The organism is Telmatocola sphagniphila (genome assembly GCF_018398935.1).
GTDB classification, from domain to species: Bacteria; Planctomycetota; Planctomycetia; order Gemmatales; family Gemmataceae; genus Telmatocola; species Telmatocola sphagniphila.
Genome location: NZ_CP074694.1, coordinates 4655737 through 4673227, shown reverse-complemented (window position 1 = coordinate 4673227; position 17491 = coordinate 4655737). Strand labels below are relative to the sequence as shown.

General features: G+C 55.5%; 14 protein-coding genes. 8 read left to right on the top strand and 6 right to left on the bottom strand.

The features are described from left to right. Window positions 1-64: 64 nt before the first annotated feature. Window positions 65-1489, bottom strand: a complete 1425-nt coding sequence (locus tag KIH39_RS18750; RefSeq protein ID WP_213494758.1) for an MATE family efflux transporter — start codon at window positions 1487-1489, stop codon at window positions 65-67. Between the two features lie 53 nt (window positions 1490-1542). Between KIH39_RS18750 and KIH39_RS18745 the strand changes: the two genes are divergently transcribed. Next, window positions 1543-2214, top strand: coding sequence for a 3-keto-disaccharide hydrolase (locus KIH39_RS18745; RefSeq protein WP_213494757.1), 672 nt, complete (start codon window positions 1543-1545; stop codon window positions 2212-2214). Window positions 2215-2219: 5 nt separating this feature from the next. Here KIH39_RS18745 and glnE read toward each other — a convergent pair whose 3' ends face one another. After that, the gene (glnE, locus tag KIH39_RS18740) at window positions 2220-5402 is read right to left on the bottom strand and encodes a bifunctional [glutamate--ammonia ligase]-adenylyl-L-tyrosine phosphorylase/[glutamate--ammonia-ligase] adenylyltransferase (protein WP_213494756.1); all 3183 of its coding nucleotides are present in this window, start codon (window positions 5400-5402) and stop codon (window positions 2220-2222) included. Window positions 5403-5500: 98 nt separating this feature from the next. Between glnE and KIH39_RS18735 the strand changes: the two genes are divergently transcribed. After that, window positions 5501-7891 (top strand): hypothetical protein, encoded by a 2391-nt coding sequence (locus KIH39_RS18735; protein WP_213494755.1) that lies wholly within the window; start codon window positions 5501-5503, stop codon window positions 7889-7891. After that, window positions 7858-8979 (top strand): ATP-grasp domain-containing protein, encoded by a 1122-nt coding sequence (locus KIH39_RS18730; protein WP_213494754.1) that lies wholly within the window; start codon window positions 7858-7860, stop codon window positions 8977-8979. Before KIH39_RS18735 ends, KIH39_RS18730 begins: the two co-directional genes overlap by 34 nt. Here KIH39_RS18730 and KIH39_RS18725 read toward each other — a convergent pair whose 3' ends face one another. Further along, entirely contained in the window at window positions 8980-9915 is a 936-nt protein-coding gene (locus KIH39_RS18725) for a UDP-glucuronic acid decarboxylase family protein (protein ID WP_213494753.1), read from the bottom strand. Between the two features lie 41 nt (window positions 9916-9956). Next, window positions 9957-11186 carry an outer membrane protein assembly factor BamB family protein gene (locus KIH39_RS18720; RefSeq protein WP_213494752.1) on the bottom strand — a complete coding sequence of 410 codons (1230 nt, stop codon included), beginning with the start codon at window positions 11184-11186 and terminating at the stop codon, window positions 9957-9959. A gap of 557 nt (window positions 11187-11743) precedes the next feature. Here KIH39_RS18720 and tnpA point away from each other — a divergent pair. Beyond that, window positions 11744-12196, top strand: a complete 453-nt coding sequence (tnpA, locus tag KIH39_RS18715; protein ID WP_213494751.1) for an IS200/IS605 family transposase — start codon at window positions 11744-11746, stop codon at window positions 12194-12196. Between the two features lie 426 nt (window positions 12197-12622). Here the strand turns inward: tnpA and KIH39_RS18710 are convergent, their stop codons facing one another. Beyond that, on the bottom strand, window positions 12623-13417 hold the full coding sequence (locus tag KIH39_RS18710) for an arginase family protein (protein WP_213494750.1): 795 nt from the start codon (window positions 13415-13417) through the stop codon (window positions 12623-12625). A gap of 57 nt (window positions 13418-13474) precedes the next feature. Beyond that, entirely contained in the window at window positions 13475-14587 is a 1113-nt protein-coding gene (locus KIH39_RS18705; RefSeq protein WP_213494749.1) for a hypothetical protein, read from the bottom strand. A gap of 192 nt (window positions 14588-14779) precedes the next feature. On the opposite strand from KIH39_RS18705, the gene hslV reads away from it, so the two are divergent. Genes hslV through hslU form a run of 4 tightly spaced genes read left to right on the top strand, consistent with a single transcriptional unit; the run spans window position 14780 to window position 17445 of the window. Then, on the top strand, window positions 14780-15316 hold the full coding sequence (gene hslV / locus KIH39_RS18700; protein ID WP_213494748.1) for an ATP-dependent protease subunit HslV: 537 nt from the start codon (window positions 14780-14782) through the stop codon (window positions 15314-15316). Next, on the top strand, window positions 15316-15912 hold the full coding sequence (locus KIH39_RS18695; RefSeq protein WP_213494747.1) for a zeta toxin family protein: 597 nt from the start codon (window positions 15316-15318) through the stop codon (window positions 15910-15912). The genes hslV and KIH39_RS18695 overlap by 1 nt, the downstream gene beginning before the upstream one ends. Continuing rightward, the gene (locus tag KIH39_RS18690; RefSeq protein WP_213494746.1) at window positions 15896-16102 is read left to right on the top strand and encodes a hypothetical protein; all 207 of its coding nucleotides are present in this window, start codon (window positions 15896-15898) and stop codon (window positions 16100-16102) included. The genes KIH39_RS18695 and KIH39_RS18690 overlap by 17 nt, the downstream gene beginning before the upstream one ends. An 8-nt stretch (window positions 16103-16110) precedes the next feature. Continuing rightward, window positions 16111-17445 carry an ATP-dependent protease ATPase subunit HslU gene (hslU, locus tag KIH39_RS18685; protein WP_246539341.1) on the top strand — a complete coding sequence of 445 codons (1335 nt, stop codon included), beginning with the start codon at window positions 16111-16113 and terminating at the stop codon, window positions 17443-17445. The last annotated feature ends 46 nt before the right edge of the window (window positions 17446-17491 follow it).

The following is a 17491-nucleotide window of genomic DNA, read 5'->3' as shown; positions in this document are numbered from 1 at the left end:
AGTACCCAACTTGCGTTAAATTGGGTGGTTCGTACCGTTAGGGAAATTTTCGAAGCGATAACATTCATACAACCACTTTCTTCCAACGTCCGGAGCTGAACCGCCAGAAAAATAGCGCCCCGCGAATGGCCAGATCGATGAACATAGCCCACCAGGCTCCAATCAATCCGAGGTTCCAGCCCTTGATGGTTCCCAAGCTTCCCAGATCAATGGTGCTGCGCGTAAATAGGTAAGCCAGGGGCATTCGGATGAGGAGGAACCCGATCCAGGTCGCTACCATGGGCATGCGGGTATCGCCCGCGCCGCGTAGTGCCCCGGTAAAAATGATGATCGCCGCGAGGGCAGGCATGGCGAAGGCCACCAGTCGCAAAACGGGTACCCCGGCATCGATCACCGGCTGCTGGTGCGGGTAGGGGTTGAATAGCCGCAGCATCGGCTCGGCGCAGAGGTAGAAAACGAGTCCCATGACCGCCATGCAGATACTGCCCATGGCAAAAGCGGTCCAGCCACAGCGGGCGGCTTCATTTGGGTTGCGAGCCCCCAGGTTCTGACCTACCAGAGCCGCGGCCGCCGTCGCAAAGGCCTGACCGGAGAGATAGCCCAGACCCTCCCAGCCGATGGCATTACCGTGAGCGGTGGCCGCTTCTTTTCCCAGCACATTCACCAGCGATAGGAACCAGAGTTGGCAGGCGGCGACGGATAGCGAATCGATGGCGGCGGGAATGCTCACCCGCAGGATCCGCTTGATCAAAATGATCTGCGGTTTAAACAACCGGCGTTGCAGCGACAGGCCGGCCCGACCTTTTATGAGAAAGGTGAGAACGACCAGACCGCCGATCGAATGGCTGACGGCGGTACCCAGCGTAATTCCCTGGTGGCCGAATGCTGGCAGGATCCAAAAACCATGGAAGAACAGATAAACCATCGGTATGTTGAAAACCGCCACACCGCCCAGCACCAGCATGCCGGGCTTGGTATCCCCGGCCCCCGTCAAGCAGGCGATCCCGGAGAGTTCGATCATCTGGAATACTAGAAACAAGATCACCGGCTGAAGCATTTCAATCGCTAATCGATCGGAGGGCGGATCCAATTTCAGCAGAGCAATCAAATCGGGTAATTTCCATAATCCGACGAGGGAAGCGAGAATGCCGAAAAATATCGCGAGAATGATCGATTGATTGGTCACGCGATTGGCGTCTTCCACTTCCCCCGCGCCGATGAATCGGGCGACTAGTGCGGTTGATCCGACACTGACCAGCACGGCGAAACAGGAGATGCTCCAGGCGAGATATTGAACGGTACTCAAAGCCGCCTGATAGGAGGAGTGCAGATTTTCATCGCTCGGCAAGTAGTTCCCCGCCACCCAACGATCGTAAAGCCCGGCGGCTAGAATCAATGCCTGCTGCAGTAGAACCGGCCAGGCCAGTAGTAGAACGCGCTCCACGGGAGATCGTGAAGAGTCGACGTTGATGTTTTCAGGTATACTCATCGAGGAGCCATTCTCGTGTGCGCATTCATCCGTGAACTTGAAGAGAACGCATCGTGCAAAAGAACTTGCTTATAATCGGATTTTTTTTCATTTTTTGCCCGCCGCTGTCCGCACAAGTTCCCCAGGATTCCCCATTCAGCCCCTCGGAATTCAAGAAAAACCCTGAAGGATGGAGCGATTTACTAGGAAAAGGCCTGAATGGCTGGAAGCGCGTTCCGATTCCGCCAGGTGGAAAATTGTTGGAAAAAAATCCCTGGAAGCCAGGCAAGGAATCGATGCTGTGCGAAGCTGCGGGGTTTCACGAGATGCTGCTTTGGGAGCACGAACTGGCCGACGGCACGCTGCACGTCGAATGGAAGTTCCGCAAACAAGCCGAGAAGAAGCCCTACACCAGCGGACTTTATGTCCGCAACAGCTCCGACGGATCCTCCTGGCATCAGGTGCAGATCGGCGATCAGAATATCGGCTACCTATTTGGAGAGACCTTAGTGAATGGATCTAAGAAGCGTTTCCGCACTGAGTCTCTCGGCCGGCAGCGGGGCTATCCGCCCGGAGAATGGAATACCACCGAAATTCACTGCGCGGGAAAATCGATCACCCTCTGGCACAACGGCTACGTGACCTCGGAATGGAAAGACTGTCCGTTGGCGAAAGGTTACTTCGGACTGGAGGCGGAGGGATCGCCGATCGAGTTTCGCAATGTGAAGTGGAAAGAGAAGAAATAACCCGTCTAAGCCTGTTCGCGTTGCAGCATCGACTCGTAGCATTTGCGAACGTTGCCGGTCACTCTCTGAATCTCATCGCGCAGGTCGGCCGCCGTGCGTAAACCGGCGATTCCTAGCCGGCGCGCCAGTTTATCCTGTTCCACGCTCGCTTCGGGATATTCATTTTGTGGCCGGTTGGTGACGATGCGCAACCGGCTCTCGGCTAACCGCAAGAACGAATAGGACAGTTTCAGAGTTTGATACTCCGCCGAAGGCAATAGCCCGGTGTTGTGCAATGCATCCAGCGCGGCCCAGGCATTAGGCTGCAAAATATGCGGGAACCCCCGGCCATACTTGATCTGCAAAAGTTGAATCGCAAATTCCACATCGGCAATTCCCCCCGGTCCTCGCTTTAAACTGCGCGGCGAGGCGGAATGCTCGAGGCGCTTGCGCATCGAACGGATTTCCTCGATGACGACCGTGCTCCAGGTCACACCCGTAATGGCTTCACGAATCACCGCCATCACCTGTTCGTTGAATTGGGTATCTCCTTTCAGCGGCCGGGCCCGCGCCATCGATTGCCGTTCCCAGATCTGCGCGGCCGGGGACTGGTAGTAGCGCTGGAATGCTTCCAGGGATGAGACCAGTGAACCCGATTTGCCGGTCGGCCGCAACCGCATATCCACGCTGTAAAGCTTACCATGCTGACCCATCTGGCCCATGACCTTGATGACGCGTTGGGCCAGTTCAGTGAAGTACAGGAAGTTATCGACCGGCCGAAAATAATGGTCTCCGGGTACCGGGGATCCGGTCTCGCCTTCGCCTTCGTAGATCAGCAGCAAATCGAGATCGCTATGGTAGCTCATCTCTTTGCCGCCGAGTTTACCGGCCCCGAGAAAGGTGAATCGACAGGCCCGGCCGTCGGGCAGTCGCGGCACGCCGAGGCGGGTCGGCATCTGCTGTTGAATCACAGTTTCCAGGAGCGTTTCGGCAATGTCACTGATGGCCGCCGTGGTTTCGAAAATGCGATCTTTACCCAACAGGTCGCGCACGCCAACGCGGAGAATCTCTTTATCCTGGAAACTGTGCAGGATGCTGCCGAGCGCTTCGGGTTTATCAACCCCGCGGGTCAGCTCGGCCAGTTCCTGACGCAAATCCTCGATTTTGCGCGGCTGATTCAAAACCAGACTGTCCAGCAGTTCGTCGATCATCCCCGGATTGTTGATCAGGATCTCCGAGAGGAACGGGCTGTTGGAGCAGAGATCGACGTAAAGTTTCAGACTGGGGGGATTGAAGCTGAACAACTCCCAGAGAACCGCTTTGCCCCCGAGAGAGGCCGTCACTTTCTCCAGATTTTCCAGAGCCAGATCGGGGTCGGGCGTTTCGGAAATCGCCTTCAGTAAGCGCGGCGCAATGTTCGCTAAAAAGTGCCGGCAGCGCCGCGTGGATAGAAACAGTGAAGACTCGCGCGAAAGCTTCATCAAGTTGGCATAGGCCGCCGGGATGTTCCGAAAGGGATACCGGCTGAAAATCATATGAATGGTTTTTTCGTCCGGGTCGGGATCGAGCACCAGATCCGTCTCAGGTTCCGCGGCCTCGTCCGAATCGGCGAAACTCTGGTGCAGCAGGTGATCGAGAATCGTCCGATTAAGCAGCGTTTTTTCCTGATAATCGAGCAGGAACTGTTCGAGTGGATCGATGAGTAGCGCGCGGGTATCGAGTGACAGCCCGGGAGGAGGTTCATCGAGCGGCGAATGCTTCTGCGGACTCAGCACATTTTCCTCGGCCACGATGCGGGCGATCGGCCGCGGTTTCTCCGGCTCCGTGTAACCCATCCGGCGTGCGAGCGTGCGCAGGTCTTCCTCCTTGGATGGGAGCCGATGCGTCTGCAAATCGAAAAGTAATTGCAAGCGGTGCTCGGTCTTTCTCAAGAACCGGTAAGCATCGTCGAGCCCGCGATATTCGGTATCGGTCAGGCAGCCGACCTCTTCCAGGGCACTCATGGCTTCCAGCGTGCCTCGTTTCCGAACATCCTGCAGATCGCAGCCGTTGAGCAACTGGAGAAATTGAATGGTGAACTCGATGTCGCGGATCCCCCCCCGGCCGGTCTTCACCTCGCGATCGTCCACGCCGGCTTTCTGGGTTTTATTCTCGATCAGCCGCTTCATGGCCTTGATGCCGTTGATCTCCGCGAAGTTCAGATATTTGCGATAAATGAAGGGTGTGATGCTCTGAAGAAACTCTTTTCCCAAGGGCAGGTACCCGGCCACCGGGCGAACTTTGATGAGCGCCTGCCGTTCCCAGGTCCGACCGAGGGTGTCGTAGTAGTAAAGCGTGCTGGAAAGGCTGCGGGCCAGCGCGCCGTTACTGCCTTCAGGTCGAAGTCGTAGATCGACGCGATAGGCCTGTCCGTGATCGGTATGGGCCGAGAGCAAGCGCACGATTTCCGGAACGATGCGCGAATAAAATTCCTGATTGCTGATCCCTCGGCGATTTTTCGGCTGTCCCTCCTCATCGAAAATCACCATCAGATCGATGTCGCTGGAATAGTTCAATTCCTGGGCGCCGAGTTTCCCGAAAGCCAGCACGGTGCAGTGCGAGGGCTGGCCATCCTCACGCAACGGCGCTCCATATTTATTCGCGGCGTTCCGGAGGGAGACCTGCAACGCGGCTTCGATGCAGGCATCGGCCAGATTCGAAAGATCGCCGGTGATCTCTTCGAGCGGCCTTTCTCGAACAATGTCGTTGAAGCCGATCCGAACCATCTGCCGCTGGCGGAATTTTCGGAGGATCTTCAGGACGGTCGCATCATCGCCCGCTTGCAGCACTTGATCGGTGACGAGGCGGGTCAACTCCACCGCCGTGGGGGTGAGACGGGCCGGAAACTCGAGAAGGTCGAGATTTTCCGGCTGGGAGATCACCACATCGCTAAGAAATTGCGAAGTGCTGAACAGCGGCAGCAGCGATTCCAGCGTGCTGCTGATGTTCTCGATGCTGCTGAAAAATTTCCCCGTGGCCGTCAGTCGTTCGAGATTATTGAGCGCGCGGTCCTGATCGGCCAGCGTCGGCATCAGCCGGTCGAGCGCCGACAGCAGCTTTTCGCGCAGCGGTATCGGGCAGGCCTCTTCGATCGCGGCCAGGTTCGTGCTGCCGAGGCTGGCGTTCTTCAGGCGCCAGGTTTCCAGCGGTAATTTGGCATTCCTCGGCATTTTCCTCCCCTGCAAACTCCCGGAAACGGTGGCTTCCCGACAGCTGCCTTATTGCATTCTCTGCACACTCTCAGGATAATCATAGAGGGAGCGAATGAATGGCCGACTATCAACTTGATTTCAGTAGTAACCCGGCGTGGCGCCCTTTAACCGAGGGGGACCGCTTCGGGTATGTCTTTTTGGGACTGGCCGCGGGCACGCTCATCGGACTGACTATCTGGACTTACCTGGGAAATTCCAAGGCCAGTGGCCGACGGATTCTGCTGCTGATCGCCCTGCGACTGCTCGCGCTGCTGATTGCGATTCTGACGACCCTGCGCCCTTCGATTTCCGTCACCGATAAACCGAAACAGCCTTCCACACTTCTGGTAGCCATCGATTCCTCCGAGAGTATGACCCTCAAGGATGAATCGAATAATCTCAGCCGCTGGGAATTCATGAAGAAATTCCTGGAGAAGAGTGCCCCCCTGCTCGAATCGTTAAAGAATGAACAGCAGGTGAGCGTACAGCTCTTCCGGTTCGATAAAGATTTCGACCCCGCCAAGGACGTCTGGGATCCGGCCACGGCTAAACCCGATGGCAAGCGAACCGATTTCGGGACCATGATGTCGAAGTTGTACGACAAGTATCAAGGGGAAGCCCGCCTCAGGGGGCTACTTATCCTGAGCGATGGGGCCGACAACGGAGTCGCTAAACCGGCCATCAGCGAAGCTCAGAAATATCGCAGCATCGGCTGCCCGATCTATTCTTTCGCCGTCGGCCAGGAATCGACCAGTTCGGAATCCAAGGATATCGCCCTGACGAGTATCGCCGCCGATCCCTCCCCGGTGTCGATCAAAGCCGATCTGCGCATCAAGGTGATCGCCGATGCGCTGGGCTTTGAAGGAGCGCGAACCAAAATTAAACTCTTCATCGACGATAAGCTAGTGAAAACCGACGATGTCCAGCTTCCTAAAAAGCTGGGGAATGAAATCGAAATTCTCACCAAGGCTCCCGATAAGCCGGGCGAGTATCGAGTGAAGGTCGAATTGGAACCGCTCCCGGGCGAAACCACCGTGCTGAATAACACGATTGAAAGTTATTTCAGCGTTACCAAAGAAGGCGTTCGCGTTCTTTTGATCTACCGTCTGCACGAGGATTTTGCTTACTTGCGCACCGCGCTGGCCGGCGACAAGCGTTTCGATTTCGTCGAGGTTCTCCGGCAGACCGACGATCCCTTACCTGAATCCGAACAGCGAAAATTCGACCTGACCGAACAAGCCTACGACGTCATTATTCTCGGTAACGTCTCTCCCAAACGGCTGCTGGCCATCAATCCCAAATTGATGACGCAAATCGAAAAACTGGTGCGCGATAAGGGAGTAGGGCTGATGATGCTCGGCGGCCAGGATTCGTTCGCCGGCTCCCCCGACACCCCGGCCGACGATCGCTGGAATATCACCGGCCGGCCGATTGCCGATATCCTTCCGGTTTCTTTCGGAGAAGTTCAGCAGTTCGACGAGGAACGGATTCAGATTATTCCCACGCCGACCGGCCTCAACAATTTCATGCTGAAGCTCGACAGCGACCCGAAAAAGAACAAGGAAATCTGGAATCGGCTGAACGACCCGGCGGGAAAGCCGAATACCCGACTCCAAGGCTACACACCGATCGGCATTCCCAAGACCGGGCATATACCCTTGGCGGTTGCTCGGCGGGAGAACGGGCAGGAGGCGCCGCTGATGGTCGGCATGGAAGTCGGCAAAGGGCGAACGCTGGCCTTTGGTGTCAATACCCTCGGTCGGTCCTGGCGTAAGCTCGGCCTGCCGGATAAGCCGGAAGGCTACGATCTGACCTTGCGATTCTGGAAGCAGGTCGTCCTCTGGCTGGCTCATCAAGATGAAGTGGAAGGGGTTGTCTACGCCCGGCCGGAATTCCGACGACTGGCTCAAAGCGCCAAGCAGACCATCCGCTTCGGCGTACGCGATAAACGCGGGGAAGACATTCCCACGGCGGATATTAAATTCCAGATCCTGCAAGGGCAGGAAACTCCCGATAAGAACAAAGCCAAACCGCCGGAGCGGGATGCGAAGGGACAATTTGTCAGTGCCTTCGAGGTCACCCAGCCCGGAGAATATCGCGTTGTCGCCTGGGGGCAGGGCAAAGATGCGGAAGGCCATGAGGTCACCGGCGATGCGATGGCCCGATACATCGTTTTTCCTGATATTTCCGACGAATTGATCAAACCGGCGGCCCGTTACGACATACTACTCGCCATCGAGAACACCGCGAATGGCACGGTGCAGGATGCCGTACGGCGGGTCGATCGTTTGCCGTCGTTCCTCGAGGAAATGTTGAAAAATCCAGTGCAGGCGCTCAACGCTAAACCCAAGCTGTATCCCGACTGGCATCGCAATGCCAACAGTTGGTTCCTGCCTACTTTGTTGATTCTGTTCGTTTCCCTCCTCGGCTTCGAATGGGGCTTGCGCCGACTCTGGGGGATGATCTGAGTTCCCCTTTGATCGTGATCGGAGCTTCCGCGCGAGCGGCGGCTCAATCGGCTCGACGGGTGGGTCGGGAAGTCTTCGCGATCGATCTGTTCGGCGATACCGATCTTCAGCGGATCGCCACGACGCGCGTCCTTTCTTTCGAGGAATATCCAAACGGATTTTTGGATGCTTTGAATTCTTTTCCGAAAGCCCCTTTGATTTACACCGGCGGGCTGGAAAATCATCCCGATGTCGTGGATCGACTCGCACTGCAACGGCCGCTCTACGGTAATGCCGGCGAGAGCCTGCGAATAGTGCGCGACCCCTTTTTTCTGTCGCGAATCCTTCGCAAATACAATTTGCCCGCGCTAGAACTGGCGGAGACTGCGCAACCCGGTAAGCGAAACTGGCTGAAAAAGCCGAAGGGCAAATCAGCCGGAATGGGAATTCACCAAGTGGCCGGAACGGAAATCGCCGCGCATCCCGATTACTACTTTCAGGAATTCTGTCCCGGCGAACCGCACTCGGCGATATTCCTCGCTCATCCGCGCGAAACTCGTTTACTGGCCCTGAATCGGCAACTGATTGGGACTTCCTGGCTGGGGGCAAGCGGGTTTTTGTATGCAGGCAACATCGGTCCGCTTCCCGTGAACGAGGAACTCAAAAGGCAGTTACAAGCGATGGGAGATGCGGTTGCTCATGAATGCGGTTTGCGGGGTTTATTTGGCATCGATTTCCTGCTTCATCAGGAGCAGGCTTACTTGGTGGAAGTGAACCCGCGCTACACCGCAGCGGTCGAGCTTTACGAACGGGTTACGGACTACCCGTTGCTTCGCGATCACTTGGCCTGTTTTGAAAAGGGGCAAATCTCGGCGGAGTTGGCAAATGGGAAAATGGTCGAGGGCAAAGCCATCCTGTATGCGAGAGTGGATTTTCCTTTTCCGCACGGGCGGGAATTGGATGCTTCGTGGGCCGATCTGCCCCGAGCGGGCCAGCCGCAAAAAGCGGGCTGGCCGGTTTGCATGAGGTTCGCCTCCGGGGCCGATGCCGCCGAGGTCCTCAAGAAATTACAGCAGCGAGCAGAAGAGACTTACCGTCTCTTCAGATGATTATTTACCCATCTTTTTCTTGAAGAAATCGAGAGTTTGCTTCATCCCGACCTGGCGTTTGACCTTAGGTTCCCAGCCGAGCAATTGCTTGGCCCGAGTGATATCGGGCTTACGAACTTTGGGATCGTCTTGCGGCAACGGTTTGTAGACGATTTCGCTCTTGCTGCCCGAGAGTTCCAACACTTCCTTGGCGAATTCCAGGATTGTCACTTCATCCGGATTACCGAGGTTCACCGGTTCGTGATAATCGGTCGCCAGTAGCCGCCAGATTCCTTCGACGAGATCGGAAACGTATTGAAAGCTTCGGGTTTGCGAGCCATCGCCGTAGACGGTGATCGGTTCGCCGCGCAGCGCCTGCCCCATGAAGTTCGGCAACACCCGGCCATCGTCGAGCCGCATGCGTTCGCCGTAGGTGTTGAAGATTCGGATGATGTGGGTGTTCAAGCCGTGCGTGCGATGGTAGGCCATCACCATCGATTCGGTGAATCGCTTGGCTTCATCGTAGACGCCGCGCGGGCCGATGGGATTGACATTGCCCCAGTAGTTTTCGTGTTGCGGGTGCACTTCGGGATCGCCGTAAACTTCGCTGGTACTGGCCACCAGATAGCGGGCTTTTTTCTCTTTGGCAATCCCGAGCGATACGTGCGTGCCGAGAGACCCGACTTTCAAAGTCTGGATCGGATAGTTCAGATAATCGACGGGGCTGGCGGGGCTGGCGAAATGCAAAACGTTGTGGATTTCGCCTTTGATTTTCAGCGGATTGGAGATGTCGTGTCCGATGAACGTGAATCGGGGATTGTCGCGGAACTCGTCGAGGTTCGTGAGCGAGCCGGTGATGAAATTATCGACGCAGATAACTTCGTGGCCTTCTTTGAGAAATCGTTCGCAAAGGTGGGAGCCAATGAAACCACCGCCACCGGTAATCAGAGTACGCATCAAGATTCTTTCATGTGAACAGTTAAGGGACAACCGGAGATCTATTTCAGTTCGAAACAGAACAGTTCTTTAGCGCTACGGACGTAAAGTTTGCCGTGGACCAGAGCGGGATGCGCCCAGGCGTTGCCATTGGCCGGGAAGAGACGGCTACGACTGAGTTCGGTATATTTCTCGACCGTGGGATCGATCAGGAACAAATAGCCATTATCGTCGACGCCCAGAACTTTGCCGTCCTGGAGTTTGATCAGCGAAGCGTGATACTTTCCGATTTTTTCGTGCTCCCAGAGGGTTTTGCCGGTGGCGATTTCGACCAGGCGCAGCCGGGCCGGTTTGGGGGGAATGGCGTTGCCCGTCACCATCAGCATGTGCTCCGGCGACAGCACAATGGGCGTTGAGAAGTAGCAGCTCAACTCCGGTTTTTTCCAGAGTTCCTTGGCCGACCATTTACCGTCGGTTTCCTTGATTTCCAGACAGACTGCCCCGGCCGTGACCGAGCTGACGACAACTTTATCGCCGATGACCACGGGCGTCGTGGAGCTTTCGTTTAGTAAATCTTTGAAAGGATACTTCCAGAGCACTTCGCCTTTTAGCGATAACCCCACGGCGTTGGCCCCGGTCAGGGCGATAATTTGATTATGCTTGTAAACCGGCGCGGCATAACTAGCCGGGTCGTCGAGAGCGCTCCAGGCTTCTTTGCCGGTCTTGCGGTCGAACGCCATCATCCCATGCCCGGCACCGCCGACGGGTACCACCACGAGATTTTCCACCACCAGCGGCGAGGCGGAGATGCCGAAAGTCAGATTCTTGGCTTTGTACTCTTTCAAAAGATCGTTTTGAAATAGCGGCTGTTGAATCTTATCGGCGGAAAACGCCGAGAGCACGGCTGTATTGCCGTACGTGTAAACGGTGTTATCGAAAACGGCTGGGGTGGCCCGGGGTCCGTTGCCGAAGATCGATTCGTATTTGTCCTTGGGATAGGAGGCCGTTTCGAGCAGATCGCCTTTTTTGGCGTCGAAAACCTGCAATTGTTCGTGCTGCTTGCCGTCCTGCAGGGCCATCGAAAATAGGAAAACTTTGCCGTGGGCCACGACCGGGGAAGAGTGCCCATCGCCGACGGGAGCCTTCCAGAGCACCTTGGGAACTTCTTTCCAGGGGGCGATGGTTTCCTGAGAGATGCCATCGCGAGTCGGGCCTAGCCACTGCGGCCAATCGTCGCCGTGAGCGCTCGGAGCGAGACAGAATAATCCCAAAAACAGCAGTATGGATCGCATGGGAAAATCTCCGGTTCGTGTGAGCGATTAAGAGAGGTTATTCTAGGTGTGGTGGGCGGAATGTCTGATGAAGATGTCTTTTTCCCCCGGTGGCCTCGCGTTGCGTGTCTGTTTCCCCCCCCGGTAGCCTCGCTATGCGAGTCAACCGGGGTCTATAATCTGGAAGCCCTCCGGGCTTCCAGATTTGAGCCACGGGTTTTTAACCCGGGGAAAATATTTGGTAAGGTGTATATTTTGGTTCCCCCCCGGTAGCCTCGCGTTGCGTGTCTGTTTCCCCCCGGTAGCCTCTCTTTGCGAGTCAACCGGGGTCTGTTATCTGGAAGCCCTCCGGGCTTCCATCAATTTTGTAACCATTTATTCGGAAGCCCGGAGGGCTTCCAGATCGGAGCCACGGGTTTTTAACCCGGGGATGTAATCCCCGGGGCTATTATCCGATGCGATAATTAACCCGGGCCCATCTATACCCGTCAAATTTTCGTCAGTATTTTCTGCGCCTAGTTAATCGCACGTAATCGATATAAATCTTCATCAATTCTTACTTGTCGGAGACATCGCCCATGGCTCATTCGCTTTCGAAGTTGTACGTCCATCTCATTTTCTCGACCAAATACCGGCTTCCTCTTTTGCTCGATTCGTTCCGTTCCCGATTTCATGATTACCTCGGGGGTATTCTGCGGGAGCTGGAGGTTCCGGCGATCGAGATGAACTCGGAACCGGATCATGTGCATATCCTGTTCGTTCAATCTCGAACGATGTGTCTGGCCGAGATCGTCCAGGAAGTCAAACGATCCTCCAGTATCTGGCTCAAAAAGGTTGATTCCTCGCTGGAAAACTTTTATTGGCAGAAAGGCTATGGAGCGTTTTCCGTCAGCGAATCCTTTTTGGAACAAATCCAAATATACATTCGCAATCAAAGAGAGCATCATCGCAAGATTTCTTACCAGGAGGAATATCGCGATTGGTTGCACCAATACCGGATTGAATACGACGAACGATATGTTTGGGAATGATGGGTTAGCGTTCATTTTCATTTCCCCCGGTGGCCTCACGTTGCGTGTCTGTTCCCCCCCCGGTAGCCTCGCAGAGCGAGTCAACCGGGGTCTGTTATCTGGAAGCCCTCCGGGCTTCCATCAATTTTGTCCTCTTCTAATTGGAAGCCCGGAGGGCTTCCAGAATTGAGCCACGGGTTTTTAACCCGGGGAAAATATTTGTTAGGGCGTATTTTTTGGTTCCCCCCCGGTAGCCTCGCGTTGCGTGCCTGTTCCCCCCCGGTAGCCTCGCAGAGCGAGTCAACCGGGGTCTGTAATCTGGAAGCCCTCCGGGCTTCCATCGATTTTGTAACCTTCTAATTGGAAGCCCGGAGGGCTTCCAGAATTGAGCCGCGGGTTTCTTACCCGTGTCTATTAACCCGTGTCTATTAACCCGCGGCTCGCATTTTACCTCACTAACACCCATTCCAGCATCCAGCACAGCGCGGCCAGGCTGCAATCATTATCATCCCGCGCCGGTAGATACTCGCTGAACGAAATTCCCATCACCTTTTTGGACCAGACGGCCTCCAACAATCCGACTACCGCCAAAGGCGATAATCCCATCGGTTCGGGTTGAGCCACGGCGGGGAGATAGGCGGGGTCGAAGACATCACAGTCGATATCGATCCAAATTTTCTTGGCGGACTGAACGAGTTTCGAAAGCTTCTTGGCGCTCGACTCGGGACGAGCCGTGAGTTCCAGGCTCGAAAAAGTATCGGAATAGTATTTGTTGATATGATCCGTCGGCAAAAAGAGATCGCGATGCCCCAAGTTAATCAATTTCGGGCAGGGCTTTGCATGCATCACGAAGTTGCCGTGCGACAACTCTTCGGTGCAGCCGGCGAGATTGAAAATATCCAGATGGGCATCGAACTGCAACACCAAGGTATCCGCCGGGAGTGATTCATAAACGGGCAAAACTCCCAGGTGATTGCCGGAGAGCCAGATCGGAAAAGTCTTTTCCTGCTTTGCGAATAGTTTCTTACCGCGCGCTAACCACGATCGATACTGCTTAAGTGTCTCAAACGGGATTTCGACGATTTTCAGCCGATCGCGATAGGCCTGACTGCGCGCGGGTTGAGTTTCGGCCCGGGCATCGGAACGCATCTCGCGCAAGGCATCGCCGAGGTTTTCCGCTCCTAAGCGGGTGCCTGGTGAACCGTAAAGATCGAAGGGAAAAACGATCGCTGTGATAGACATGGAGATGTTAGATTTCCGAAACGAAAAAAGGGGGCCGAAGCCCCCGGGATGGGTAGTTTAGAAATCGCCGCCGCCACCAAAATCTCCGCCACCACCGCCGAAGTCGCCTCCTCCACCACCCCAATCTCCGCCGCCACCACCCGTATCTCCGCCACCGGCCGATCCGCCGTCATCGAAGGACCCGCCGACGCCACCGTCGCTGAAGTCCCCGGCCCCGGCATCGTTGTTGCCATAATCCCCGCCACCGGAGTTGTTGTAGTTGTCGCTACCCCAGGCCGAACTGGTGCTGCCGCCAAAGAGGTTGTTGTAGAGGTAGTTTCCGGCGACCGCGCCGAACAAGCCGCCCATGAGGCCGCTGAAGAATCCGCCGCCTCCACCCCCGTAACCGCCGCCGACCATACCACCGCCCGGACCATAACCCCCGCCCCCGCCACCGGAGAAGGCACGGAACAGACCGGAGATCAGCCAGATACCGGCAACGATACACAGACCGATGCAAATCCAGGACATCATTCCACCCCCTTCGCGCGCTGCCCCGTTACGGGCCGGTGCGTTGTTGTGATTCGTCGTATTCCCACTGTTTCGACTGGCGGGAACACTCTTAGTTGGAAGGTTATTCGCCAGATACTTCACGCCATCTATCAGGGCGACATTTCGGGCCACTTCCTGATCGGCGGGTGTCGTTTTGCTGGCCGCTTCCCGTAAACCCGCTGTCAGCATATCTTTCAATTTTCTGTCGTTCGATTTATCGAAACCTTCTTTAGTCGCCCGGGAATCGGACAGAACGTAAACCATCCCGGGACTCTTGTTGATCAAAACCACCACATCCTTATCGCCGACAGCTTTCTTTTTCGCCCAACGGTCCCAGAATTTTTCGAGTTCACTCACCTCAGCCTTCTTGGCATCGACGTCTTTTTTCAGAGCTTCGAACTCTTTGTGATCGTCGTCCGATAGTTTCGCATACGTCTGAATGTGAACTTCGCGCTCCCGGTCGCCCAGCACATCCGCAATCGTATCCTTGGCTTTCTTGATAGTCGATTCGCTGAAGAGACCCGCGCCATCTTCTACGAATAAACGGGCCGCCTTCTTTGCCTGGGCTTGGGCTGTTCCTCCAGCCATCAGGCTGACGGTGCATACCACTGCAAGCAGTTTGCCGAACCACGCTCTCATATCGGTCTCCCTGAGATCACCGGAATGGTTTCCAGTAATTATTTGGTGCCAGGCAGGGGTCAGGCAAGCGAATTCATTCCTCCCCGGCTAATATAATCCTATGGTTCCGGCAAAATCCCACGATAGGGTTTCCCGGCGCTGTCCATTATTTATGCCATGCCAGGTAGTTCGGTTCAGACCCAGGAATCTTTTGTGAATCGCATCCACGCCACCACAATTTTGGCTGTTAAACGCGACGGAAAATCCGCCATCGGGGGCGATGGGCAGGTTACGCTCGGTAATATCGTCATGAAAAATGACGCTCTAAAGGTGCGAAAACTGTTAGATGGTAAGGTCCTCGCGGGGTTTGCCGGAGCCGCTGCGGATGCTTTTGCCCTACTCGAGCGATTTGAAACCAAACTTAAGGATCATCAGGGATCAGTCCCCCGGGCCGCGACCGAACTGGCCAAGGATTGGCGTACCGACCGGGCCCTGCGCCGGCTCGAAGCGATGATCATCGTGCTCGACAAAGATCATTTGTTGTTGGTATCGGGCACCGGCGATGTGATCGCACCGACCGACGGCATCCTGGCGATCGGCTCCGGCGGCTCTTATGCCTTAGCGGCTGCCCGAGCGCTGATGCAACATTCGAAGTTAGACGCGGGCCAGATCGTGAAAGCGGCCATGGAGATTGCCGGCGAGCTCTGCATTTACACCAACAAAAACATCAGCGTTACGACCCTGGAGTGATGGCAACGAAACCGCTATTCGTGTTGCTGGGTGGAATCAATGGAGCCGGTAAATCATCCGCGGCCACGGAACTGATTGGTAAATCTTCCCCGCCTCTGATTTTCGTCAATGCCGACCAGATCGCCCGAGGACTCAATGGCTTCTTTCCGGAAAGTGTGGCCTTCGAAGCAGGCCGGATATTGGTGGAATGGCTGAATGCCTTGAGGGAAAAGAGAGCCAACTTTTCGGTGGAGACGACTCTTTCGGGAAGATCCTACATTCCTCTGATCCAGAAATTAAAAGCGGAAGGATACGAAATACTGTTGCATTACCTCTGGCCGGGATCGGTGGAATTGGCGGTTTCCCGTGTGCAGTATCGGGTGAGCCAGGGGGGCCACGATATTCCAGCTGAAACGATCCACCGCCGATACAAACGAAGCTTGAAATTGTTTTGGGATCACTATCGGCCACTGGCAGACAGGTGGTTTGTTTACAACAACAGCGGTCTTAATACTGCCTCAATTGCCGAGGGAATTGGTAGTGCAATGCCAAACGTTCTAAACGAGGATGTCTGGGGAAGATTTCAAAAGGAAATCCGATATGAACCAAAGTCCTGAAGGTCGGGCCTATACGCAGGCCGCGCAGCGTGCGATTCGAGATGTTCTGCGGCGCAGCGCCCTACTGGGCCAGAGCGTTCCGGTAGCCGGGCCCGGAAAAGGCGAAGTGATCTGGCTCACCCCGGAACAGATTTTGGAAGAACTGCGCAAGCAGGAAGCTGCGGAAAAAGCCCTGGTCGAAACTCTTTGAGAATTTCAATGGATCTTACGCCAAGACAGATAGTCGCCGAATTGGACAAATACATCGTCGGTCAACCGGCGGCCAAAAAAGCAGTGGCCGTGGCCATTCGCAACCGCTGGCGCCGACAGCAGCTGGCCCCGGAACTTCGAAAAGACGTCACCCCCAAAAATATCATCATGATCGGGCCGACGGGTGTGGGTAAAACGGAAATCGCCCGCCGTCTAGCTCAGTTGATCGGTGCCCCGTTCGTCAAAGTCGAAGCCACCAAGTATACCGAAGTCGGCTATCACGGTCGGGATGTCGAGAGCATGGTTCGCGATCTGCTCGACGCCGCCATCAATCTGGTCAAGCAGCAGCAGCGCGAACAGGTCAAAGTCCGCGCGGAGGAAAAGGTCACCGAAAGATTGTTAGATCTCCTCTTCCCCGACGATAAACGCTATGACCCGGAGGAAACCAGCGAGGAGACCGAGCGAAGAAAGCGGACGCGCGAAAAATTCAAAGCGAAACTACTGGCCGGGGAATACGAGGAGAAAACGGTCGAGCTGTCCATCGAACAGAAGATGGTGCCCGTGCAGGTTTTCTCCAATATGGGCATGGAATCGATGGATGTCGATCTGCAGAACATGTTCGAAAAGATGATGCCCAAGGGCACCCAGAATCGCACCCTCACGGTGGCGGAAGCTCGCAAAGTACTCATGGAACAGGAAACCGAAGCTCTGATCGACAGGACTTCGGTTAACGAAAAGGCCATCGATCTGGCCGAGAATTCGGGCATCATCTTCATCGACGAAATCGATAAAGTCTGCGGTCCTTCCTCCTCCCATGGCCCCGATGTCTCTCGACAGGGGGTGCAGCGTGACTTGTTGCCCGTGGTGGAAGGGACGACGGTCAGCACCCGAAACGGCGCGGTCCGCACCGATCACATTCTCTTCATGGCGGCGGGGGCGTTTCACGTCTCCAAGCCGGCCGATCTGATGCCCGAACTTCAGGGCCGCTTCCCCATTCGCGTGGAACTGACCGATCTCACCCGCGACGATTTTCTGCGGATTCTGACCGAGCCGAAGCATGCTCTCACGAAACAGTATGCTCAACTGCTCGGTACCGAAGGCGTTCAACTCGAATTTACCCAGGATGGCATCGAAGCCCTGGCCGAGATCGCTTACGAAGTCAACCGCACCCACCAGAACATCGGCGCCCGCCGTTTGCACACGATTCTGGAGCGTGTCGTCGAAGAAATCAGCTTCGAAGGTTCCGACCTGACCGATAAAAGGGTGGTGATCGATGCCGCTTATGTGCAAAGCCGACTGGGTGAAATCGTCAAACGCGAAGATTTGAGCAAATTCATTCTCTAAGTGGCCCGAAGGGAGTCTTCCGGGCTCCCACTGGTCTGGGCTTATA